The organism is Streptomyces sp. NPDC057486, from assembly GCF_042802415.1.
In the GTDB taxonomy this organism is placed as follows: domain Bacteria; phylum Actinomycetota; class Actinomycetes; order Streptomycetales; family Streptomycetaceae; genus Streptomyces; species Streptomyces yanii.
In genome coordinates this window covers 38506-60458 of record NZ_JBHVEE010000023.1, presented here as the reverse complement: position 1 = coordinate 60458, position 21953 = coordinate 38506, and the positions used below count along the sequence as shown (strand labels likewise).

Here is a 21953-nt window from a genome sequence, read left to right as displayed (position 1 = left end):
AAGATGTTCGTCGACCCTCACCACTTCATCCAGTCACTTCAAGGTTGTAGTGAAAATGTTTCCGAATCACTTCAAGCTTGAAGTATGGTGAGGGCATGGAAGATCCACGGGAAGCCGCCGAGCCGCGCTGGCTCGACGCCGACGAACAGCAGCACTGGTACGCGTTCGCCTACGTGCTGACCCAACTGCCGGCCGCGCTGGAAGCCCGGATGCAGCGGGACGCGGGCATCAGCCACTTCGACTACGTGGTCATGTCCGCGCTCTCGATGGCGCCGGAGCGCACCCTGCGGATGAGCGAGGTGGCCCAGTACGCGGGCAGCACACTCTCCCGGCTGTCCAATGTTGTCGGCCGCCTGGAGAAGCGCGGCTGGGTGCGCCGCCGCCCCGACCCCTCCGACGGGCGCTCCACCCTGGCCACCCTTACCGACGAGGGCCAGGGCAAGGTCGCCGCCGCGGCCCCCGGCCACGTCGACGCGGTGCGCCGCCTGGTCTTCGACCCGCTGACCAAAGCGCAGCAGCGTCAGCTCGGAACCGCCTCCCAGCGCATCCTCGGCGCCATCCAGGCCCCGTGTCCCACGGACTGGGCCCCGGACGGGGTGCCCCCTGCTGCGGCCGACCGGGACTGACCCCGGCGCCCCTCCCTTCCTACGCCCCGGCCGACCGGCCGGGATCGCACCCCCTCGAGGAGCACGCATGCCCACGATTGCCATCGTCGGAGCCGGACCGGGCCTGGGCCTGTCCATCGCCAAGGTCTTCGGCGGCCACGACTTCGACGTCGCCCTGATCTCCCGTACCAAGGACAAGCTCGACGCCCTGGTCGCCGAACTCACCGAGGCCGGGATCACCGCGGAGGGCTTTCCGGCCGACGTCGCCGACGCCGCACAGCTCACAGGCGCGCTCGATGCCGCCATCGCGCGGTTCGGGCGGATCGACGTCCTGGAGTTCTCCCCGCATGCGGGTCTGGTCATGACCGCGCCCAAGGAGGTCACCGTCGACAACCTCCGGGCGCAGATCGACGGTCTGCTCCACGGCGCGGTCACCGCCGTCCGGACGGTGCTGCCAGGGATGCTCCAGGCCGGGGCCGGCACCCTGCTGTTCACCACCGGCGGCGGCGCGATCAACCCCTACCCGATGCTCGCCACCACCAACATCGCCCAGGCGGGCCTGCGGAACTGGGCGGTCAACCTCCACAACACCCTTGCCGCTGAGGGCATCTACGCCGCCAACGTGGCCATCAACCTCATGATCGGCAGCCAGGCCCCCGAAGGCGTCCCGCACCGCTCGCCCGACGAGATCGCCCTCGACTACTGGGCCCTCCACACCAGTCGGGACCAGGCGGAACACCTCATCGGCGCCTGAGGACAGCATGCCGACCATGGGCGGTCACCGGTCCGTGCCTCCACAGGCCGGTAGCCGCCCGTCCTCCTTCCCCGGAGCATCATGAAGACCATCCTCATCGCAGGCGGCAACAGCGGCATCGGCCTGCGGGCCGCCGGCGACCTCCTCGCCGACGGCCACCGCCTCATCCTGCTGGGCCGTGACCCGCGCAAGGGCGAGGCCGCGCTCACTCCTTGACCGCACCCGAGTTGGCGCCGCTGACGAAGTAGCGCTGGAAGCAGAAGAACAGCGCGGCCACCGGAAGGGTGGACAGCAGGGCCGCCGCCAGCTTCAGCGGATACTGCGTTCCGCCACCGAGTCCGCCCGAGACGAAGCGGGCGAGGCCCGTGGTGAGTGTCTCGTACTGGCCGGACTGCGTGCTGACGAGGAAGTGGGTGAACTCGTTCCACGACCCCTGGAACGACAGGATCGTCAGGGTGATCAGCGCCGGTCTGGCCATCGGCAGGACGACGGACCAGAAGATCCGGAACACACCCGCCCCGTCGACCCGCGCGGCCTCCTCGACCTCGCGGGGCACCGATTCGAAGAACTGCTTCATGATGAAGATGCCCGCCGCGTCCACCAGCAACGGCAGGACCATGCCCGAGTAGGTGTCGAAGAGTCCGAAGGTGTTGAGCACCAGGAACTTCGGGATGAGCAGGGCCACTCCGGGCACCGCCATCACTGCGAGCACAAAGCCGAACAGTGCCGAGCGGCCCCGGAAGCGCAGCCGCGCCAGCGCGTATCCCGCCATGGAGTCGAACAGCACCCGGCCCGCGGTCACCAGCACCGCCACCAGTGCCGAGTTGCCGAGCCAGCGCAGGAAGGGCACCCCCTCAGCAGCCTGGCTCAGCCCGAGCAGCCGCTGGTAAGCGGCTGTGGTCGGAGTGGTGGGCAGCAGGGCCAGCGGATGCGCGGCAGCGTCCGGGTCCGTCTTGAATCCGGTCACCAGCTGGAGGACGAACGGGAGCAGATAGAGCAGACCCAGTCCCAGCACCGCGGCGTATCCTGCCAGCCGCCACCGCAGGGGGAAGCGACCCAGAACAGGGCGTCCGCCGTCGCGCGGGCCGCGACGGTGGGGGGAGCGCTGAGGCCGGTCCCGTATGGCCGTTCCGGCGGCGGTCATCGGTTCCTCCCGGTGCTTGCGCCGCGTTCCCGCAGCGCCCAGCGCTGGAATGCGGTCAGGATGAGGATCAGGGCGAGCAGGATGAACGCGATCGCAGCGCCCTGCCCGAAGTCCGCGTTGTCGAAGCCCGCGGAGTACGACAGGAAGGCGGGTGTGAGTGTCGTATTGCCCGGAGCGCCCTGACCCATCACATACACCTGGTCGAAGACCTGCCAGGTGGAGATCAGTCCCAGGGTCAGGACCAGGAACAGCACGGGACGCAACGCCGGCAGCGTCACATGCCAGAGCATCTGGCGGCGGTTGACCCCTTCCATGGCGGCCGACTCCTCCAGCTCCCGCGGAATGTTCTGGAGGGCCGCGAGGAAGATCAGCATGAAGGTGCCGGAGGTGGTCCACACGGCGAGCAGGATGAGCGTGCACATCGCGACCGAGGGGCCCGAGAGCCACTCGAACCACGACAGTCCCAGGGCGGAGTGATCGGCCAGCATTCCGCTGGGCCGCTCGGGATCGACGATTCCCAGGCTGCCCAGGATCAGGGAGAGCACCCCGCGGGGGTCGGCGAACCAGTTCGGTCCCTTGATCCCGATCCAGGACAGCATGGTGTTGACGGATCCGCTGCCCTGGAAGAGAAAGAGGAAGACCGTTGAGACGGCGATGGAGCTGGTGACGGACGGGAAGAAGAACGTCGTGCGGAGGGCGCCACGCCCCCGGAGCAGCTTCTGGTTGACGACCAGGGCCAGACCCAGTGCCAGCACGGTCTGCAGGGGGACGGTCAGCAGTACGTAATAGGCGTTGTTACGCAGGGAGGTCGCGAAGAGCGTGCGGTCGAGTCCGTCCTGCGTGAGCAGCGCCCGGTAGTTGTCCAGGCCGACGAAGTCGGCCCGGACGGAGAACGGGTTGGACTGTCCGTCCCAGTGCAGCAGGCTCACCCACAGCGCCATCAGGATGGGAAGCACCATGAACAGGCCGAGGACGAGCACCATGGGGCTGACGAACAGCCAGCCCCAGGTGCCCTCCCCGCGAAGGCCCGCGCGCGGGGCGCGAGCCTTCGCGGTCGTACCGGCTCTGCCGGGTGCGCTGTCAGGTGCGCCGGGCGAGCCGGTCGTGCGGGTGATACTGCCGGCGCGCATCGTGCGGATGGGCATGCGGCTCAGTTGCCCTTCGCGATCGCCTGTTCGCCGTTGCGCTGAAGGTCGGCGAGGATCTTCTTCGGGTCGGCGGTGCGCAGCGACTGCAGATCGGTGTTGAACTGGCTCAGGACCTTGTCGAAGCCGGCGATCGTCACCGGGCCCTGCGCGTAGGCGTTGCCCTCCACCCAGGCCTTGGCTGCCGGCTTCTTCTCGGCGTAGGTCTTGAGCGCGCTCGTCCGCGACGGCATGACACCGAACGCGTCGGCGAAGGCGAGCTGTTGCTGCGCGGAGGTCAGGTACTTCACGAGGTCGACTCCCGCCGCCCGGTGCGCGCTCTCGGCGGCGACTCCCCAGCAGTTGCTGAAGGCGAGGGTGCCCTTCCCGGCGGGTCCCTCGGGCAGCGGCGCGACGGTGTACTTCACGTCGGGGTAGTCGAGCTTCATGCCGCCCTCGAGCCAGTTGCCCTCGATGGTCATGGCGGCCTTGCCCTTGCCCAGTGCCTCGCCGCCCCAGCTGGTGTCCACCTGCTTGGCGAACTTCATCGAGCCGGACTTGAGCAGGGACTGGACGAAGTCGAGCCCCTTGGCGTTCTCCGGGGCGCTCGCGGTCATCTTCTGCTGGTTCGGGTCGGTGAGCCAGCCGCCCGCCTGCTTCATGAAGACTCCGAGCCGCTGGTACTCGTCGCTGGTGACCAGGCCGGTCACGCCCTTGCCGGTGAGCTTGTCCGCGACGGTCCTCAGCTCCTCCCAGCTCTTCGGGTAGTCCTTTTCCGTCAGCCCGGCCTTCTTCCACAGGTCGGTGTTGATGGCGAGAGCGAGGGTGGAGGAGTCCTTCGGCAGACAGACCAGTTTCCCGTCGTACGAGAACGAGCCGCGCAGCTGCTCGGAGAAGTCGTCGGCGTCGGATATCCGGTCCCCGTACGGGTACAGCGAGCCGCCCTTCGCGTAGTTCGCGAACTGGTCGGAGTTGACGTAGAAGACGTCCGGCGGCTTGTGACCGGCGAAGGACTGAGCGAGCTGCTGGTTCATGTCCTTCGCGACCTCGACCGAGACCGAGTTGCCGGACTTCTTCGCATACGCGGCAGCGGCGGTCTTGACTGCCTGGGTCTCGGCGTCCCCCGAGGTGGCGATCAGTACCGTCAGTTTCTGCTTGCCGGCCTTGTCCTGCGCCGGCTCCTTGTCGCTGCCGAAGCTGGACGAGCAGCCGGTGGCGGCCAGGAGCGCCGCGCAGGTGGCGAAGGCGGCGACGGCCGTACGGGTTGCCATGAATTCCTCCAGGTGGGATGAGGCTTGCGGCTCAGCTGCCCGGAAAGGGCGTGCTGTGAATGGGGGCCCGTGAACAGGCGTGGGGGTGGTTCAGTCGTCCGACGCGGATGTGCTGTCCCGCACGACGAGGGACGGTTCGAGCAGGACGCGCTCGGGGGGAGCGCCGAGTTCCGACATCCGGGCCAGCAGAAGCCGGACGCATTCGCGGCCGACGGCTTCCAGCGGCTGGGCGACGGTGGACAGTCCGGGGGAGAGGAGGGCCGCCGTGGGGGAGTCGTCGAAGCCGATGACCGCGACATCCTTGCCCGGCACGGCCTGTCGCTCGCGCAGGGCGTGGTAGCAGCCCAGTGCGAGCATGTCGCTGGCGGCGATCACGGCCGTCGCGCCCGCATCGAGCAGTGGTTCGACTGCGGCCTGCGCCGAGGCGATGTCATCGATGCTCCGTGCCCGCTTGCCACGCACCGGAAGGCCGTGCCGTTGCATGGCGCGCTGCCAGCCCATGGCGCGGTCGTCACCGACTCCGGAGCCGCGCGGCCAGCCGAGGAACGCAATCCTGCGATGCCCCAGAGCCACCAGATGCTCGACCGCGGCGTCCGTGCCCGAGGCGCCGTCGACATCCACCCAGTCGCCGATCTGCCGGCCGGACCACATCCGGCCGAAGCCCACGAACGGCACACCGCGCTTTTCCAGCCAGGCCTGGCGCTGGTCGCCCCGCTCGGTGCCGCTCAGCACGAAACCGTCCACGCTGTGCAGGTCGAGGAGCTCCTCGTATCCGTCGAGACCGGCGCTGCCGGGGGGTGAGGCGAAGAGCAGGATCCGATATCCGGCCTCGTCGGCGGTCTGGGACAGGGCGTGCAGAAACCGGTCCATGACCGGGGCCGAGGTGCCAGGGGCGGTGGGACGGATTCCGTACCCGATGAGCTTGCTCGATCGCGTACGCAGGGTCTGGGCCGCTCGGTGCGGCCGATAGCCCAGCTCGTCGATGGTGCGGCGGACCCGCTCCAGGGTTTCCGGACGCAGCAGCTCGGGCGAGTTGAGCGCGTTCGACACCGTCTGCGGAGAGACTCCGGCCCGCTGTGCGACCGTGGCCAGGGTGACTGAACCTGCCTTGGGTCTGGGGGTGTTGGGCGAGCGGGGCATCAGTGTCTCCGGAACCGGTCGTACGAGCGGGCGAGTTCATTGGAGCGTTCCAAAACCGTTGTCAACGCACTGAAGTCGTCGTTAGGGTTCTTGGAACGCTCCAATGCCTGAGAGGTTCTGCTCTGTTGGACACCACTGTCAAGACCCACGACATGACGAACTCCGACACGGGGGTCGGCCCGGCGGTCGAAGGCCTCCAGCCGTTCCTGCATGACGCCTGTGTGACGCTGTACGCCCCGAGCTTCGCGATCTCCCACGCGGACGGACAGATCGACGGTGCCGCCGACGGCTTCTACCACGGCGACAGCAGAGCCCTTGCCCGGCTGACCGTCGCGGCCGACGGAGTCGCGATCGCCCCGGTTCGAGGAGCCTTCGAGGGGGCGGACCGGGCGGCCTTTCGCAGTGTGCTGCGCGGCCTGGGCGAGGAGACGCCCGATCCGGCCGTCACCCTGCACCGGCGCCGCCACGTCACCCCCGGGCATCTGGAGGAGACCCTCGAAGTCGCCAACGCCGGGCGGCAACATGTCCGTGTCCGGCTGGTCGTCACCGCCGGCACGGACCTCGCCCCGATCGAGGGCGTCAAGTCCGGACGCGCCGCGCGCCCGGTCGTCGCCAACGTCACGGAGAGCGGGCTCGGTTGGTCGAGGGACACCTTCGCGGTACGACTCACCGGCTACCCGCGGCCTGCCGCCGTCGACCCGGCCGCCGGAACGCTGGCCTACGACATCGAACTCGCTCCCGGCTCGGCATGGACCGCTGAACTGCACTGCGACGCGGCTCATGAGGACGGCGACCAGTTCCCCGCGCCCCCGGCCGACAGCCTGCCCTGGCGCACACCGGTACTGCGCAGCGCCGACCGGCGCTTCGACCACTGGCTGAGTCAGTCGGCCGCCGACCTCGACCGGCTGCGGCTGACCGACCCGTTCGATCCCGCCGACCAGTTCCTGGCCGCCGGGGCCCCGTGGTTCCTCACCCTCTTCGGCCGTGACGCCCTGTGGGCGGCCCGCATGCTGCTGCCGCTGGGCACCGGTCTCGCCGCCGGTACGCTGCGCACACTCGCCCGCCGGCAGGGCACGAAGTCCGACCGGCACACCGAGGAGCAGCCCGGCAAGATCCTGCACGAAGTGCGCCGCGCCACCCAGAACTTCAACGACAACTTCTCCCTGCCGCCCTGCTACTACGGCACGGTCGACGCCACCCCGCTCTGGATCACCCTGCTGCACGACTCCTGGCGCTGGGGCCTCGCGCCCGAGCAGGTCGAACAGCTCCTGCCGCACGCGGAGTCCGCCCTCGCCTGGATGCGCGACCACGGCGACGCGGACGGGGACGGCTTTCTGAAGTACATCGACCACACCGGTCGCGGCCTGGCCAATCAGGGCTGGAAGGACTCGGGCGACTCCATCCAGTACCGCGACGGCCGCCTCGCCACCTCCCCGATCGCGCTGTGCGAGGTCCAGGCGTACGCCTACGAGGCGGCCCGCGGCGGCGCGGAACTGCTGCGCGCCTTCGATCGCCCCGGCGCAGACCGGTGGGAGGAGTGGGCCGAGCGGTTGCGTGACCGTTTCCGCAGGCACTTCTGGGTGGAGGACGAGCGCGGACCGTACCCGGCCGTGGCGCTCGACGGGGAGAGGAAGCCGGTGGACTCGGTCACCTCGGGCTTCGGCCACCTGCTGGGCACGGGCCTGCTCGACCACGAGGAGAGCGCCCTGCTGGCCGCCAGGCTCAGCGCTCCCGACCTCGACTCCGGCCATGGCCTGCGAACCATGAGCAGCCACGCCGTGGCCTACAACCCGTACGGCTATCACATCGGTTCCATCTGGCCGCACGACACAGCGATCGCGGTGCACGGCCTGGTCAGGGCCGGCTTCCCGGACGCAGCCGCGTCCCTGTCCGAGGGACTGCTGACCGCATCGGCGGCCTTCGACGCGCGGCTTCCCGAACTGTTCGCCGGTCATGGAGCGGCGACCGACACCCGGCCCTCGCCCTACCCGGCGTCCTGCCGCCCGCAGGCCTGGGCGGCGGCCTCGTCCGTCATGATCCTCCAGTCGGTGCTGGGTCTCTCAGCCGATGTCCCCGGCGGAACACTCACGGTCGCGCCCGGCTTCGCGGAGGCCTACCGGCCGCTGAAGGTCGAGGGGCTCGCTGTCGCGGACGGCCGGCTGGACATCTCCGTCGACGCCGACGGCACGGCACACATCGAGGCGCCGAAGGGCCTGGTGGTGAGGAGGCAGCACACGACACCCCGTTGACCCGGAGCGGCGGTACCCGATCCGAGGCAGGGTCCCCTGGGCCGGGGTCAGGTCCTGTCTCGGGTAGGGCGGCCGAGGCCGTGACGGGGGCCGCGGCCGGCACCCGGAGCACCGGCCGGCGGCCGTCCAGGGCGTGGCACATGCGCCCTGGACGCGCAGACCCTCCCCGGTACTGTGGCAACGCAAGAACCCCGGCTCGTACACCACCCTCTCGTGCCGACGCCCGTCCGGCACTGTGGGCCGCTTCGCCGTCGCCGGCCATGGACCCCGCCTTGCCGCGCACCCGGTGGGGGCTGTCTCAGTCGCCGGTGCCGAGCGTGAGCGTAGGCCGTTCCAGTTCGAACCAGACGGCCAGGTCCAGGGTCCGCTCCAGACCGGTGCGGTCCGCGGTGCCGACCTGGCCGGGCCCGGTGGCAATGATCTCCTGCAGCCGGCCGCGGTCCAGCAGGTCGAGAGCGGGACTGTTGCCTGCCGACAGCACGTCGCGGACCTGGGTCTGCAGCTCCACGACGTAGGCCGGGTCCTGGGTCGAGGGGTACGGGCTCTTGACCCGCTCCAGAACCGAACGCGGCAACAGGTCCGCGGTGGCCGCCCGCAGCAGACTCTTCTCCCGGCCGTCGAACGTCTTCATCGACCAAGGGGTGTTGAAGACGTACTCGACCAGACGGTGGTCGCAGAACGGAACGCGCACCTCCAGACCGGTGGCCATGCTCAGCCGGTCCTTGCGGTCCAGCAGTACCCGCACAAAGCGGGTGAGGTGCAGATAGCACACCTCCCGCATCCGACGCTCCAGCGGATCGCGTTCCCCGTCCAGGCGCGGCACCTGCGCCATGGCCTCTTCGTAGCGCTGGGCCACGTAGCCTTCCAGGTCCAGACGTTCGCGCAGCCCGGGCTCGAGCACCGAACTGCTGCCGCGGCCGTGCTGACGCTCCAGGGTCGCCAGCCAGGGGAAGGTGCCGGCATCTCGTGCGGCGGGATCGTGGAACCATGCGTAGCCGCCGAAGACCTCGTCCGCGGACTCACCGGACAGTGCCACGGTGGAGTGCTCGCGGATGGCCCGGAACAGCAGGAGCAGCGACTGGTCCATGTCGCCCAGCCCCAGGGGCAGGTCCCGCGACCGCACGGCTGCGGCGCGCACGCTCGGATCCGCCAGTCCCTCGGGGGCGAGGACGATGTCCTGGTGGTCGGTTCCGACATGCCTGGCGACTTCGTGCACATAGGGAGTGTCCGGCGTGGCCCGCAGATCGTCGGGGACGAAATTCTCGCTCTGGCCGACGAAGTCGACGGCGAAGCTGCGCACGGTCTCCTTGCCGCGCAGCTGTTCGGCTGCCAGCGCGGTGACCGCGCTGGAGTCGAGCCCGCCCGACAGCAGGATGCACCGCGGCACGTCGGAGACCAGCTGGCGGCGGACGATGTCGTCGAGCAGCTCGCGTACCCGCGCGACGGTGTCGTCGCGGCTGTCGGTGTGTGCGACGGAGCGCAGCTGCCAGTAGGGGCGGGTGCGCAGGCCGGAGCGGTCGACGGTCACCAGCGTGCCCGGCTCCACCTCCCGCATCCCTCTCCAGATCGCGTGACCTGGGGTCTTGGCCATCGAGAACAGTTCGCGCAAACCCTCCAGATCCACCTCGCGGGGCACCATCGGGTTCGCCAGGATGGCCTTCGGCTCGGAGCCGAAGAGCACGCCGTCCTCTGTGGGGAAGTAGTACAGCGGTTTGATGCCCATCCGGTCGCGCATCAGGTGCAGCCGCTCGGTGCGGCCGTCCCAGATCGCGAACGCGAACATGCCGTTCAGTCGCTCGGGGAGGTCGGTGTCCCATTCCAGGTAGCCGCGCAGTACGACCTCGGTGTCGCTGTCGGTGCGGAAATGCCGGCCGTTTCGACGTAGTTCGTCGCGCAGTTCCTTGTAGTTGTAGGCCTCTCCCGAGTAGAGCAGCACGACATCGCCGTCCGGCGTGCGCTCCGTCATCGGCTGGACACCACCGGGCAGGTCGATGATGGCGAGTCGGCGATGGCCCAGCGCCGCGTGTCTGTCGAGCCACAGGCCGTGTGCATCCGGTCCGCGGCAGGCCATCGTGACGTTCATGGCTTCGGCGGTGGATCGTTCCTGCCGCAGGTCGCGCCGGTAGGACACCCAGCCGGAGATGCCGCACATGGGGTGGCCCTCCTTGTCGTGGAGAAAGCATCCAGAGGATGCGCACCTTGCCGACTATAGGGATGAAGCGGATATAACGGGTGACCGAAGCCGGCCTCTCCGTGGCCGTGTCGACCTGCTCGCAGGTCGCAGGGAACACCCGCAGAACGCTGTGCCTACGGACCTGTACGTCCGGGCGACGGCTCAAGGGCTGTCCCGTCATCCCTGGCGGGCGCACGACGACCGCTACCGCACCTTGCTGCACCGCGGTATGCATGTCGCCGACAGCGAATTTCTGCTCCCGGTGGAAATGCCACCGATATCATCCACGGCATGATCAACTCATACGCGAGCCTTGACGATGCCGGGGTTGCGATAGCTGCGGCACATGCCGGCGCCGACGTGGTGCGCACCATGTACGGCCGGCAGCTCACCCGCATCGACAAGGGCGCAGGGGACTTCGCCACCGCCGCCGATCTCGAGGCCGAGAGGACGATCCTCGGCGTCATCCGTGCCGCTCGGCCCGAGGACGCTGTGCTCGGCGAGGAGGGCGGGCAGCAGGGTACCGCCGACGCTGTGCGCCAGTGGCTGGTGGACCCCTTGTGCGGCACGCTGAACTACGCCGTCGGCAACATGCTGGTGGCCGTCAACGTGGCGCTGCGCGACGGGGCGGCGGCGGTGGCCGACCCGTTCAGCGGCGAGGTCTTCTTCACCGACGGTGAGACCGCCCGGGTACGGCACAACGGGGCCGATGCGCAGCTGGTGCCCACGTCCGCCACCCAACTGGTTGACGTCAACCTGGATCCGCCGTTCCCGAACGCACCTGGCTTCCGGGCCGTGGACCTGTTGGCCCACCCGGGGTTCACCGAGCGGTTCCGGCCGCGGGTCGTGTCCACGACGCTGGCGCTGGCCTGGGTCGCCGCCGGCAAGCGTGCCGCGTACGTCACCGATGGCGGCGACCTGTCCGAGAGTGTGCATTTCGCCGCCGGCATCGCTCTGTGCCGGGCCGCCGGTTGCGTCGTCACCGGGATCGACGGCGCCCGGATCGGGCAGGGAGGCCGCGGACTTGTCGTGGCGGCCGACGCCGAAACCCACGGGCTGCTGATGTCGGTGATCGGCGACCGAAGGGAGAACCGCACCTGACGGGTCGCCCTCGTGCCCGCCTCGACGCCGCGCTCCGCGGGGGTGGGGGCCGGGGTGAGCAGCCAGGGCCCACGCCTGGGCGGCGCGTGGGGAGATGCAAGGAGCGCCATCGGGTTGGACCGCCCGCTCGTCGGCGCCGGCCGCCGGGCACGGTGCAGGACGGCGACCGGCACCTGCGAGGGCAACGTCGGTGTGGCGCTGAGGCAGCTCCTTGACGGGTACACAAGCGTCCCGGCGTTCCTTCCGGACCCGGCGAAGGACTTCCTGGCGGTCAACGCCCTGGTCGGCGCGCTGTTTTCCCCGCTCGAGACGGCCCGGGACCGGTCCCGGGCCGCCGAGTGGTGCTCGCTCAGGCGGCGGATCGCTCCACGGGAATCCACAACTCTGCGTCCGCCTGCTCCCCGTCCTGTGTCGGACGGACGCGCAGGATCTCGGGCCCCTGCCTGCTCAGGTACGGATTCGACGGGAACCACTGCGTGAACACATCCCGCCACAGGTACTGCAGCGCCTGTGGGAACGGGCCGGAGTTCTCGAAGACGGCCCACATCCCTGCCGGAACAGCAAGCGCGTCCATATCCTCGGGCGCCTCGGCGTGCGTCACCACGCCGTGGTAGTAGTCGAGTTCGCTCCCCTCGGCCCGGCTCGGGTCGAGCTGGTCGCTCGCCCCGACGATCCCCTCGGGCTCCTGGTCGGACAGCGCCGTGATACGCCGTAGCGTCCCGGGGTCGATGCCCCGGATGAAGTCGGCGATCGCCGAGTTGATCCCCTCATGGACGAGCGGGACGCGGGCCTTCTTGCCGACCACACGGAACTCCTCCTTCTCCACGATCCTGTATCGCATGCTGCTGCTCCCTTCAACGATGAGGCGGAAGGACATCCGTGGCTGGGAGTGCAGAGCCGCACCGGTGCGCCGGGCCTCGCCCGGACCCACACCGTGTACGGATCGGAACGCACGCGCAAAGGCTTCTCCCGAGCTGTAGCCGTAGCGCACAGCGACCTCCAGCAGTGTCCGCTCATCGGCGAGCACCTCGGCACCCGCCACGGTCAGCCGCCTGCGGCGGATGTACTCCGACAGCGGGATGCCTGCCAACGCGGAGAAGAGTCGGCGGAAGTGGTACTCCGACGTCACTGCGATGTGCGCGAGATCGGCCACGTCGATCGGCTGGTCGAGATGCGACTCGATGTGCTCCATGGCCTGGTTGAGCTGCTCCAGCACCCCCGTCTCCTTCCCTTTCGACCACTCACGTTAGAGAGGCCCACCCTGCCGGACCCGACATCCTGTGCCCGAAGCGGTCGGGTCGGCGGTGCACCCGTTCAGCGGGACGGCGAAGCAGGGCCTTCACCATGTCCGGACGGGCGTGTGAGCTGCTGAAGGTCTCCCCGACGTTCCGACGGGATCGCGCGGAACCCATGGATCCCCGAGCATCCATGCCGTGGTCACGCGGCAAGGCGCTCGATGCGGCCGCCGCGTCACGCGGCTGATTCCGTGGCCCGTGAAGCCTCTTCGAGATCGGGCTATTGGGCGATGACGGCGACGCCGGTGCGGCCGCCGTCCACGTCGAGGACGGTGCCGTGCACGAAGTTTGCCTCGTCGGAGGCGAGGTAGACCGCCGCGTTGGCGATCGCGTCCGGAAGTCCGAAGGTGCCGGCCGGGGTGCCCTTCATCATGATGTCGCCGGGGTGGGCCCCGGTCCCGGCCGGCTCCGGCGTGTGGACCACGCCGGGGGAGATGGCGTTGACGCGGATGCCGCGGGGGCCGAACTCAGCAGCCCAGGAACGGGTGAGGGCTTCCATCGCTCCCTTGGAGGAACTGTAGACGGCGCCGATCGGGATACCGAGCCGGGCGATCCACGAGCCCAGGTTGATCACCGCGCCGCCGCCGGCCTCGATCATCGCGGGGACCACCGCGGCGGTCAGGAAGAACGGCGCTTTGACATTGACCGCATAGATCAGGTCGAACGTCTCTTCGTCGGTGTCGGGCGTGGCAGGGCTCGGGTAGATGCCGGCGTTGTTGACCAGGATGTCGATGCGACCGCCCAGCGCACGGGCGGCTTCGTCGGCGAGGGCGCGGGAGGCGGGCGCGCTGCCGTCGAGATCCGAGGGCAGGAAGTCCGCCTTGCCGCCTGCGGTGCGGATCGCGGCGACGACTTCTTCGCCGCGCTCCTGACTGCGGCCGGACACCGCGACGTGTGCTCCTTCAGCGGCGAAGGCCAGGGCGATCGCGCGGCCGATGTTGCTGGTGGCGCCGGTTACCAGGGCGGTCTTGTTCTGCAGGCGGTTGCTCATGATGCGATCGGCTCCAATTCTCGCAGGGCTTGTGGGACCGATGGTTGCTGCCAAAAAATGGACCTGCAAGTCCAATTTTGCTACGTTGGATGGACTGGTCCAGCGGGAGGAGCGGGGATGCGCGGATCGCTGACCGCCAAGGGGCAAGCGACGCGTGGCCGGATTGTCCAGGGGGCTGTCGCGGTGCTGCGGGAGAAGGGTGTCGCGGTGGCGACACTGGACGATGTCCTTGCGCGCACCCGTACGAGCAAGAGCCAGCTGTTCCACTACTTTCCCGGCGGCAAGGACGAACTGCTGCTCGCAGTCGCGCAGTTCGAGGCCGACCAGGTACTCGACGACCAGCAACCCCACCTCGGGTGCCTGGACTCGTGGGATGCCTGGTACCGGTGGCGCGACACGGTCATTGCGCGCTACGAGGAACAGGGCGACCAGTGCCCGCTCGGTTCGCTGTTCCTGCAGATCGGCCGCAACACCCCGGGGGCTCGGGCGATCGTGATCGAGTTGCTGCGCCAGTGGCAGGAGCACCTGGCGACGGGGATCCGGGCTATGCAAACCGCAGGACACGTGCCTGTCTCGCTCGATGCCGACCGGAGCGCAGCGGCGCTGCTGGCGGGCATCCAGGGAGGGGTGTCGATCCTGCTGTCGACCGGTCGCTCCAGCCATCTCCATGCGGCCCTCGACGAGGGGATCACGGCGCTGCGCAACGCCGCGACCGCTGCGATCTGACCCCACATCTGTGCCTGCCGGGAATGTCGGCCGACGGTGTGGACAGTGCTCGGGGATTCCGTACGCATCCTGTCCCCGTCGCCGTGCCCAGGAGCGGACCGCGGCGTCACGGTGCCCTGCCCGGTGCACGCCGGCTGAGTGATCGACTCCAAAGGGGCGGCAGACGGTGGGCCAGTCGACGTACGGGTATCGATGCGCCGTGCTGAACCGCACAGCTCTGCGGCCCGTCTCCGGTGGGTGCAGCCCAGCATGCCGCCGGTGCAGCCCTTGCCCCAGGATCTGCACGGCTCCGCGTTCGGCCTGCTTGCCGCCGTCCACATGCTTGGCAGCCTCACCTCCTCCGCCCTGGCCGACGTGCTGTGAACCGCCATCACGCCGACCGCGGCGTTCGCCCACCGTGCGGCCGGGATGGTCCTCGCCCTTGCGGGCCCGCCCATGGCGGCGCGCGCCGGTGCAGCCGATGACATTTTCGAGACCCTGCGTGAGGGGTTGTCGGTGCGGCGCGCGATCCTGGAGACATGGAGATCGAGATCCTGGTCGTACCGGACTGCCCGAACGAGATACCCGCCACCGAGCAGCTGCGCCGCGCGCTCGACGACGTCGGCCTGGGCGACACCAGGTTCGTCACCCGGACCGTCACGACCCGGGCGGAGGCGGAGCGGGCCGGATTCACCGGTTCGCCGACCGTACTGGTCAACGGGCGCGATCCGTTCGCGGAAGAGGGGCGGGAGCCGGGGCTGGCCTGCCGGGTCTACCGGAGCCCGCAGGGCCTGTCCGGGGTACCGCCGCTGGAGGGGCTGCGGCGGGCACTGAAGGAGGCCGCCGACGCCGATCTGTCTCGCTGACCGGCCACGGGCAGGCTCAGGTGTGGGTGGCGCCGGTGCCTGCCGAGATCTGGCCGCAGCGGTGAGTTCGCGGGGGGTACGCTCCGGGGCGGCCTTCTCGCCGTGGACGACGCGCGCTGCGGTGTCGAGGAGTTGGGCGGCGGTTCCCGCGACCGGAAGCACCGCCGGGGGCAGCAGACACAGGAGGAGGGCCACGGCGGCGGCTCCGATCAGGGCACCGGTGATGCGGTTGCCGGACCAGGAGCAGAGCTGCCTTCATCGACGTTCCGGCTTCCGGCTTCAGCGGTGTTCCGGGTTCGGGAAGTCGAAGCGGCAGCCCGCGTCCCATTCGGATCGTTGGTTGCCGTGCGCCGGAATCCCGCCCGCCCGCTTGAGCATGGCCGCCAGGTGCATCAGGTTCCACGTCATGAAGGTGGTGTTGCGGTTGGTGAACTCGTTGTCGGGTCCACCGGATCCGGCATCGAGATACGACGGTCCTGGGCCCGCCTCCCCGATCCAGCCCGCGTCGGCCTGCGGCGGGATGGTGTACCCGAGGTGCTGGAGGCTGTAGAGCACATTCATCGCGCAGTGCTTCACGCCGTCCTCATTGCCGGTGATCAGGCAGCCGGCCGCCCTGCCGTAGTAGGCGTACTGACCCTTCTCGTTGAGCAGGCTGGAACAGGCATAGAGCCGCTCGATCACCTTCTTCATGACGGACGAGTTGTCTCCCAGCCAGATGGGTCCGGCCAGCACGAGGATGTCGGCCGCCATCACCTGGTCGTACAGTGCGGGCCACTCGTCACTGGCCCAGCCGTGTTCCGTCATGTCCGGCCATACGCCGGTCGCGATGTCGTGGTCGACAGCCCGTACGATGTCGACGCCTACGCCCTGCGCCTCCATCACGGCCCGGCTCCTGTCGATCAGCCCCTGTGTGTTGCTGATCTCGGGTGAGCGTTTGAGCGTGCAGTTGATGACGACGGCGCGCAGGTTGTCGTAGCGAGCGGGCGACGAGTCGGCACTGGGCGACTGGGTGGTCACAGATCCTCCTGGCTTCCGCCGCCATGCCGTCGCGGCGGCGCCACACCGACCATCGTGCTGGCAGGGATCCGGCTACGACCGATACGGCACAGCCGCACACCGCCGATCACTCCGACAGCCGAGCACCCGGCAGGCCGGCCCTTGAGGGAGGTGCTCTTCACTCGACCGGGGGTTGGTGCGTGGTTCGCCCTGCCGCATGTGCATACGTTCGACCCATGGCCGCCCACCCCACCTCCGGTCCGCCGAGCTCCGGGACGAGGACCGAGGACGTCGCGAACCTGATGGTCCGCTGCCTGGAGGCCGAGGGCGTGGAGTACGTCTTCGGGATCCCGGGCGAAGAGAATATCCGTTTCGTCGATGCCCTGGACGGCTCGCGCATCCGATACGTCCTGGTCCGTCACGAGCAGGGCGCCTCGTTCATGGCCGAGATCTACGGACGCCTGACCGGGCGGGCCGGGGTGTGCTCGGCCACGCTGGGGCCCGGTGCGATCAATCTCCTGCTGGGTGCCGCGGACGCGACGACCAACAGCACACCGTTCGTGGCTCTTGCCGCGCAGGGATCGCTGGACCGGGTGCACAAGGAGTCCCATCAGGTCATCGATCTGGTGTCGATGTTCGCGCCGGTCACCCAGTGGTCCGCTTGCGTGGACAGGCCTGTCGCGGTGCCCGAGATGGTACGAAAGGCATTCAAGACCGCGCAGAGTGAGCGTCCGGGAGCGGTCTTCGTAGCGGTCCCCGAGGACATCGAAGCCTCACGAATCACCAAGCCGTTCAATCCCCTGCAGGTCGACACGGTCCATGCCGACGCGCCGTCGCCCTCCCAGATCGCCCGGGCGGCGGAGGTTCTCGCGACGGCGCGCCGACCGGTCGTGCTGGCCGGCCACGGCGCAGCGAGGGGCAAGGCGGCACAGGCTCTCATGCGTTTTGCCGAGCGGTTGAACGTGCCGGTGGCGACCACCTTCCACGGGAAGGGCGTCTTCCCCGACGACCACCCGAACGCGCTCGGTGCGGTCGGCTTCATGCGCCACGACTATTCCAACTTCGGCTTCGACACCGCAGACGTCCTCATCTGCGTCGGCTACGAAGTCCAGGAGTTCGACCCGGTGAAGATCAATCCGGACGGTGACAAGCGCATCGTGCACCTGCACCGGTTTCCCGCCGAGGTGGATGCGCACTACCCGGTCACGGTCGGCGTCGAGGGCGATCTTTCGCAGGCGCTGGACGCACTGGCGGCCGCGCTGCCGGACGGCCTCGACTACGAGTCAGGAACCGGTGCGTGCATCCGGGCCCTGCTCAACGAGGAGCTGGCGTACGGACGACGGAGCGACGCATGCCCGCTCGTGCCGCAGCGCGTGGTCGCCGACGTGCGAGCGGCACTGGGGCGCGACGACATCGTGCTCGCCGACACCGGCGCCGGAAAGATGTGGATGGCCCGCCTGTATCCGGCGTACGAGCCGGACACCTGCCTGGTCTCCAACGGACTGTCCACCATGGGCTTCGCGCTGCCCGGCGCCATCGCCGCGAAACTGGCCCGTCCGGAGCAGCGCGTACTGGCCATGATGGGCGACGGCTCTTTCCTGATGAACTCCCAGGAGCTGGAGACTGCCGTTCGCGAACACATCCCGCTGGTGGTCCTCGTGCTGGTCGACGAGGAGTACGGCCTGATCACCTGGAAGATGGAGCTCGAACTCGAACGCCACAGCCACACCCGCTTCACCAATCCGGACTTCGTCGCCTACGCCGAGAGTTTCGGCGCCCACGGCTACCGCATCGAGACGGCCGGTCAGCTACTGCCGGTGCTGCAGCGTGCGCTGGCCGACGACGGCGTGTCGGTGATCGCCTGCCCCGTCGACTACTCCGAGAATCTGCGGCTCACCCAGCGGCTCGGCGCGCTCCACGGTCCGTTCTGACTCGACGTGTCGACGACGCTGCTCCGCGGGACAGGCGCAGGTAGTGCAGGGGGCGTACGCATGTGCCCGGCGCCGCGGCCGACGATTCCTTCTCGGAGGGCTTCCGGATCAGTCGGTGTCGAGGCCGTCGACCAGGCGGTTGAGGAACCGGGTGAACGTGGCTTCCGGGGTGAGCGGGCGTCCGGGTGCGGCGAGGGCCTCGGCGAGCTCCGGATGGTGACCGTCCGCGGCGACAGCGGCCAGATAGCGGGCCTCGGCTGCGGCCCGGTCGGGTGATCCCGCGGCTGCGGCCTGCGCGATCTCGTGGGCGACGTGCCCGGCTACGAATCCCGTGAGCTGGGCGAAGACCTCCAGCTTCGCTGCGCCGTCCAGCCCGGTGGGCCGCAGGGCGGCAAGGGCGCGTTCCAGGAAGGCCAGGGTGTTGGGGCCGGGTGTCCGGCGGGCCGACAGGGCAGTGGGCAGCCAGGGGTGCCGGAGCATGTGAGCGCGCTGGAGGTGGGCGATGGCCTTCAGGTCGGTGCGCCAGTCGCCGGTGCGGTCGTCCGCCGTCGGCAGTTCGCCGCTGACGTGGTCGACCATCAGTTCCAGCAGCGTCTCCTTGTCGGGGGCGTAGCTGTAGAGCGACATGGCGCCGGCTCCGACCTGTGAGGCGACCCGTCGCATGGTGACCGCGTCGAGCCCTTCCGCGTCTGCGAGCGCGACGGCTGCCGCTGTGATCGCCTCGCGGCTGAAGGTGGGCCTGCGCCCCCTGCGGGGGCGAGTGGGGCCGAGCCAGAGTTCTTGGGGGTCGACGCTCGTGGCGCCGGACCCGCCGTCAGGGGTACCGATCTCCGTTTTCCTTTCCTTGCCGCTGCCTCTCGTATGGAAGCCATCCAAGCCTCCACTATTCTCGTACGTAGTACGAGAATAGTGGAGGGCAACGATGACATCACGCACGCACGACGCCCTGCCGAGGCAGGCCTGGACGCCGCCTTCGGGGAAGCCGCCGCTGTCCGCGCGGATGATGAGGGCGACCTGGCGCAATCTCCCGGCCAAGCGGCACGAAGCCGGGTGGGAGCCGGGTTTGGTGGTCCCGGCCGCCGACGGCAGCCCGTTGCGTACGGATCACTACTTTCCGCGCGCAGAGGGGAACTTCCCCACCCTTGTCGTGCGCTCGCCGTACGGCAGGGGTGTGCCGTGGTCACCCATGTACGGCATGCTCTTCGCCGAACAGGGCTTCCACGTGGTCCTGCAGAGCTGCCGCGGCACCGGCGGCTCGGGTGGCCGGTTCGATCTGTGGCGCAACGAGGCGGACGACGGCCAGGCCACGGTGGCCTGGCTTCGAAAGCAGTCCTGGTTCAACGGACTACTGGGCACAGTCGGCCCCAGTTACCTGGGATATGTGCAGTGGGCGCTCGCCCTTGACCCACCACCGGAGCTGAAGGCGATGGTGGTGCAGGTGGGTCTGCACGATCCCTACACCCTGTTTCACACAGACGGTGCACTCCGCCTGGAGAACGCCCTCGCTGTCGGTGTCGGCATGACCTACCAGCATCGGGGGATCGGCCCCTTCGTGAGGGCGACGCTGCGCCTGCAGCGTCGACTGCGCGCCATCACCACCGCGCAGCCACTGCGCGGGGCCCACGTGTCCGCCCTGGGGGGTGAAGCGCCCTGGCTGGACGACGTGATGACGCACCCTGACGCCAACGACCCGTACTGGCTGGGCGCGTCCCCGGGAGCAGCGGCGGAGCGGCTGAGCGTGCCCACCGGCCTGATCACCGGATGGCACGACACGCTGGCCGACCAGACCTTCGAGCAGTACGACCGGCTGCGTCGGGCCGGGTGCGAGACCGCGCTGCTCGTCGGCCCCTGGACACACACCTCCGCACTTCAACAGGGCTGGCCCGAGGTGTTCGCCGAGAGCCTCGCCTGGCTGCGCGCGCACCTGTGCGCCGACCCCTCCGGCCTGCGCCCCACCGGAGTGCGTGTGTACGTCGGTGGGGCCGGCGAGTGGCGGGACCTCGACGACTGGCCGCCGACCCCGGCCGCGACGTCATGGTTCCCCGCCCCGGACGGGTATCTCACCCAGCAGGCCCCCACGGACAACACACCGCTGACGTCCATCCGCTACGACCCGGCCGACCCCACTCCGTCCGTCGGAGGCCCTCTGCTCTCCCGTACCGCCGGACCCCGCGACAACGGCATCCTGGAAGCCAGAGAGGACGTCCTGACATTCACCGGCCCGCCGCTGGCCGAGCCCGTGGACGTGCTCGGCCCGGTCCTCGCGCGGCTGAGCATCTCCACGGACACCGGATACGCCGACGTCTTCACCCGACTGTGCGACGTGGACGCACAAGGCCGTTCCGTCAATGTCTGTGACGGACTGGCTCGGCTGCGGACGGTGGCGGAGACGCCGTCGACGGTTTCCGTACCGATGAGTTCGACCGCCCACCGATTCGCCGCCGGTCACCGTATCCGCTGGCAGATCAGCGGAGGTGCCCATCCCCGCTATGCCCGCAATCCCGGCACCGGGGAGTCGTCGGTCGACGCCATCGACTTCGCACCGGTACGCATCACGCTCCACGCGGACTCAGAACTGATGCTTCCCCGGAGCACCCAGGCTGCGCAGCCCTTCGACGGTGAACAGCCCGACGCATAGACAGCGGGGCGCCAGCGGGAAGAAGGGAATGAAGAAGGGAATACGGACCCGGCGCACGACGTCCTCGTCCACCACCTGGTGGCCCTCCGACGGGTTCTGCCGCGGGCGGGCGCCGGTGCGTCCGTGCGTTCGGGGAGGGCGTCGTCCGCAGCGCCGCGGCGTCACCGGCGCCGCAGGTCCGGGCCTCAGCAGCCGGGCGCGTGCGGGTCCTCCCAGCGGGCGGGGCCCGGGAGGCCGAGCAGCCGTATCAGGTGGAGCAATTCCTCGGATTCGCCGTGGGCGCGCAGCCGGTCAGGGGCGTGGCGGATGAGCCAGGCGGCGAGCTCGGCGCACATCTCATCCCTGTTCTCACGGCTGTGCCAAGGGAGTTGATCCCCCAGCAGGTCGCACTCCCACTCCCATACCGCCTCGGCCAGGTTCTGGTCGGCCACGGGATGACGCAGTTCCGCCCAGACGGTGAGCCAGGGACTGAGCTCGCCGGACGCCTCGGCGCACAGGACCAGGACCTCGTACGCCGGCACGGTGGGATCCGGGTCGGTGAGACTGAGCGCCCACCAGGCGTGCAGGAACTCCCGCACCGCTGCGGCTTGCCCGACAGGCCACCGCTGCCAGTGGCCTCGGGCGAATGACCATCCGGCCTCCTCCATGCCGAGTGGTTCGACGAGGCCACGGACAAGTGCCGCGGCGAACTGAGGCAGGATGCGACGCAGCACGGCCGCGTGGTCGGTCCAGTCCGGGGCATCCCAGGTGCGAAGCAGGAGATCGGGATCCAACTCCAGGCCCGGCACTTTCAACTGCGCGAGTTCCTCCGCGCTGCCCCAGTGACACGGGCAGTTGTATTCGTCGGAACGGGCGGTCATGCCACGGAAGGTGACGGCGAGGCCGTCCAGTGCAGCGCTGAGACGGAGTCGGGCGGGAGCCTCGTCACGATTCATCGGGGGCGTACGTCCTTCAGGTACTCCAGAGGGCT

General features: G+C 69.4%; 19 protein-coding genes. 9 read left to right on the top strand and 10 right to left on the bottom strand.

Going from position 1 to position 21953, the window contains the following annotated elements; translation table 11 throughout:
- Positions 1–95 precede the first annotated feature (95 nt).
- From ACFU6I_RS13950 to ACFU6I_RS13940, 3 genes are all read left to right on the top strand, one after another.
- Positions 96–626: a MarR family winged helix-turn-helix transcriptional regulator gene (locus tag ACFU6I_RS13950; RefSeq protein WP_384365189.1), complete on the top strand. Its 531-nt coding sequence runs from the start codon at positions 96–98 to the stop codon at positions 624–626.
- Positions 627–693: 67 nt separating this feature from the next.
- A complete protein-coding gene (locus ACFU6I_RS13945; protein WP_384365186.1) occupies positions 694–1359 on the top strand; it encodes an SDR family NAD(P)-dependent oxidoreductase in 666 nt (221 codons plus the stop codon).
- A gap of 81 nt (positions 1360–1440) precedes the next feature.
- Positions 1441–1575, top strand: a complete 135-nt coding sequence (locus ACFU6I_RS13940) for a hypothetical protein (RefSeq protein ID WP_384365183.1) — start codon at positions 1441–1443, stop codon at positions 1573–1575.
- Here ACFU6I_RS13940 and ACFU6I_RS13935 read toward each other — a convergent pair.
- The 4 genes from ACFU6I_RS13935 to ACFU6I_RS13920 form a co-directional block, all read right to left on the bottom strand.
- Positions 1565–2503 carry a carbohydrate ABC transporter permease gene (locus tag ACFU6I_RS13935; protein ID WP_384365180.1) on the bottom strand — a complete coding sequence of 313 codons (939 nt, stop codon included), beginning with the start codon at positions 2501–2503 and terminating at the stop codon, positions 1565–1567. The two genes, ACFU6I_RS13940 and ACFU6I_RS13935, sit on opposite strands and share 11 nt — an antisense overlap.
- Complete coding sequence (locus ACFU6I_RS13930) at positions 2500–3648, bottom strand: carbohydrate ABC transporter permease (protein WP_384365177.1); 1149 nt, start codon at positions 3646–3648, stop codon at positions 2500–2502. Before ACFU6I_RS13930 ends, ACFU6I_RS13935 begins: the two co-directional genes overlap by 4 nt.
- Positions 3649–3653: 5 nt before the next feature.
- Positions 3654–4898 (bottom strand): extracellular solute-binding protein, encoded by a 1245-nt coding sequence (locus ACFU6I_RS13925; protein WP_384365174.1) that lies wholly within the window; start codon positions 4896–4898, stop codon positions 3654–3656.
- 90 nt (positions 4899–4988) lie between these two features.
- Complete coding sequence (locus ACFU6I_RS13920) at positions 4989–6038, bottom strand: LacI family DNA-binding transcriptional regulator (RefSeq protein ID WP_384365171.1); 1050 nt, start codon at positions 6036–6038, stop codon at positions 4989–4991.
- Between the two features lie 125 nt (positions 6039–6163).
- Here ACFU6I_RS13920 and ACFU6I_RS13915 point away from each other — a divergent pair, with 125 nt between their 5' ends.
- Positions 6164–8287, top strand: a complete 2124-nt coding sequence (locus tag ACFU6I_RS13915) for a glycogen debranching N-terminal domain-containing protein (RefSeq protein WP_384365168.1) — start codon at positions 6164–6166, stop codon at positions 8285–8287.
- A 298-nt stretch (positions 8288–8585) separates the two neighbouring features.
- Here ACFU6I_RS13915 and asnB read toward each other — a convergent pair whose 3' ends face one another.
- On the bottom strand, positions 8586–10439 hold the full coding sequence (gene asnB / locus ACFU6I_RS13910; RefSeq protein ID WP_384365165.1) for an asparagine synthase (glutamine-hydrolyzing): 1854 nt from the start codon (positions 10437–10439) through the stop codon (positions 8586–8588).
- Between the two features lie 312 nt (positions 10440–10751).
- Here asnB and ACFU6I_RS13905 point away from each other — a divergent pair, with 312 nt between their 5' ends.
- Entirely contained in the window at positions 10752–11561 is an 810-nt protein-coding gene (locus tag ACFU6I_RS13905) for an inositol monophosphatase family protein (RefSeq protein ID WP_384365162.1), read from the top strand.
- A 349-nt stretch (positions 11562–11910) separates the two neighbouring features.
- On the opposite strand, the gene ACFU6I_RS13900 is transcribed toward ACFU6I_RS13905, so the two are convergent.
- Together ACFU6I_RS13900 and ACFU6I_RS13895 are read right to left on the bottom strand one after the other, a co-directional pair.
- Complete coding sequence (locus ACFU6I_RS13900; RefSeq protein WP_384365159.1) at positions 11911–12777, bottom strand: GyrI-like domain-containing protein; 867 nt, start codon at positions 12775–12777, stop codon at positions 11911–11913.
- Between the two features lie 299 nt (positions 12778–13076).
- Positions 13077–13847, bottom strand: coding sequence for an SDR family NAD(P)-dependent oxidoreductase (locus tag ACFU6I_RS13895; RefSeq protein ID WP_384365156.1), 771 nt, complete (start codon positions 13845–13847; stop codon positions 13077–13079).
- A 117-nt stretch (positions 13848–13964) separates the two neighbouring features.
- Between ACFU6I_RS13895 and ACFU6I_RS13890 the strand changes: the two genes are divergently transcribed.
- Together ACFU6I_RS13890 and ACFU6I_RS13885 are read left to right on the top strand one after the other, a co-directional pair.
- Positions 13965–14573 carry a TetR/AcrR family transcriptional regulator gene (locus tag ACFU6I_RS13890; protein WP_384365153.1) on the top strand — a complete coding sequence of 203 codons (609 nt, stop codon included), beginning with the start codon at positions 13965–13967 and terminating at the stop codon, positions 14571–14573.
- 518 nt (positions 14574–15091) lie between these two features.
- Positions 15092–15418, top strand: a complete 327-nt coding sequence (locus ACFU6I_RS13885) for a hypothetical protein (RefSeq protein WP_384365150.1) — start codon at positions 15092–15094, stop codon at positions 15416–15418.
- Between the two features lie 279 nt (positions 15419–15697).
- Here ACFU6I_RS13885 and ACFU6I_RS13880 read toward each other — a convergent pair whose 3' ends face one another.
- Positions 15698–16435 (bottom strand): flavodoxin family protein, encoded by a 738-nt coding sequence (locus ACFU6I_RS13880; RefSeq protein ID WP_384365147.1) that lies wholly within the window; start codon positions 16433–16435, stop codon positions 15698–15700.
- 215 nt (positions 16436–16650) lie between these two features.
- Between ACFU6I_RS13880 and ACFU6I_RS13875 the strand changes: the two genes are divergently transcribed.
- The gene (locus ACFU6I_RS13875; protein ID WP_384365144.1) at positions 16651–18345 is read left to right on the top strand and encodes an acetolactate synthase large subunit; all 1695 of its coding nucleotides are present in this window, start codon (positions 16651–16653) and stop codon (positions 18343–18345) included.
- A gap of 108 nt (positions 18346–18453) precedes the next feature.
- Here the strand turns inward: ACFU6I_RS13875 and ACFU6I_RS13870 are convergent, their stop codons facing one another.
- Positions 18454–19173: a TetR/AcrR family transcriptional regulator gene (locus ACFU6I_RS13870; protein WP_384365295.1), complete on the bottom strand. Its 720-nt coding sequence runs from the start codon at positions 19171–19173 to the stop codon at positions 18454–18456.
- A 94-nt stretch (positions 19174–19267) separates the two neighbouring features.
- On the opposite strand from ACFU6I_RS13870, the gene ACFU6I_RS13865 reads away from it, so the two are divergent.
- The gene (locus ACFU6I_RS13865; RefSeq protein WP_384365141.1) at positions 19268–20983 is read left to right on the top strand and encodes a CocE/NonD family hydrolase; all 1716 of its coding nucleotides are present in this window, start codon (positions 19268–19270) and stop codon (positions 20981–20983) included.
- Positions 20984–21168: 185 nt separating this feature from the next.
- On the opposite strand, the gene ACFU6I_RS13860 is transcribed toward ACFU6I_RS13865, so the two are convergent.
- Positions 21169–21918, bottom strand: a complete 750-nt coding sequence (locus ACFU6I_RS13860; RefSeq protein ID WP_384365138.1) for a hypothetical protein — start codon at positions 21916–21918, stop codon at positions 21169–21171.
- Between the last annotated feature and the right edge of the window lie 35 nt (positions 21919–21953).

What these genes read in the sequence shown, in the direction of transcription:
- ACFU6I_RS13950 (WP_384365189.1), top strand. Translation starts at nt 96, where the DNA reads ATGGAAGATCCACGGGAAGCCGCCGAGCCGCGCTGGCTCGACGCCGAC.
- ACFU6I_RS13945 (WP_384365186.1), top strand. Translation starts at nt 694, where the DNA reads ATGCCCACGATTGCCATCGTCGGAGCCGGACCGGGCCTGGGCCTGTCC.
- ACFU6I_RS13940 (WP_384365183.1), top strand. Translation starts at nt 1,441, where the DNA reads ATGAAGACCATCCTCATCGCAGGCGGCAACAGCGGCATCGGCCTGCGG.
- ACFU6I_RS13935 (WP_384365180.1), bottom strand. Translation starts at nt 2,503, where the DNA reads ATGACCGCCGCCGGAACGGCCATACGGGACCGGCCTCAGCGCTCCCCC.
- ACFU6I_RS13930 (WP_384365177.1), bottom strand. Translation starts at nt 3,648, where the DNA reads ATGCCCATCCGCACGATGCGCGCCGGCAGTATCACCCGCACGACCGGC.
- ACFU6I_RS13925 (WP_384365174.1), bottom strand. Translation starts at nt 4,898, where the DNA reads ATGGCAACCCGTACGGCCGTCGCCGCCTTCGCCACCTGCGCGGCGCTC.
- ACFU6I_RS13920 (WP_384365171.1), bottom strand. Translation starts at nt 6,038, where the DNA reads ATGCCCCGCTCGCCCAACACCCCCAGACCCAAGGCAGGTTCAGTCACC.
- asnB (WP_384365165.1), bottom strand. Translation starts at nt 10,439, where the DNA reads ATGTGCGGCATCTCCGGCTGGGTGTCCTACCGGCGCGACCTGCGGCAG.
- ACFU6I_RS13905 (WP_384365162.1), top strand. Translation starts at nt 10,752, where the DNA reads ATGATCAACTCATACGCGAGCCTTGACGATGCCGGGGTTGCGATAGCT.
- ACFU6I_RS13895 (WP_384365156.1), bottom strand. Translation starts at nt 13,847, where the DNA reads ATGAGCAACCGCCTGCAGAACAAGACCGCCCTGGTAACCGGCGCCACC.
- ACFU6I_RS13890 (WP_384365153.1), top strand. Translation starts at nt 13,965, where the DNA reads ATGCGCGGATCGCTGACCGCCAAGGGGCAAGCGACGCGTGGCCGGATT.
- ACFU6I_RS13885 (WP_384365150.1), top strand. Translation starts at nt 15,092, where the DNA reads ATGGAGATCGAGATCCTGGTCGTACCGGACTGCCCGAACGAGATACCC.
- ACFU6I_RS13875 (WP_384365144.1), top strand. Translation starts at nt 16,651, where the DNA reads ATGGCCGCCCACCCCACCTCCGGTCCGCCGAGCTCCGGGACGAGGACC.
- ACFU6I_RS13865 (WP_384365141.1), top strand. Translation starts at nt 19,268, where the DNA reads ATGACATCACGCACGCACGACGCCCTGCCGAGGCAGGCCTGGACGCCG.
- ACFU6I_RS13860 (WP_384365138.1), bottom strand. Translation starts at nt 21,918, where the DNA reads ATGAATCGTGACGAGGCTCCCGCCCGACTCCGTCTCAGCGCTGCACTG.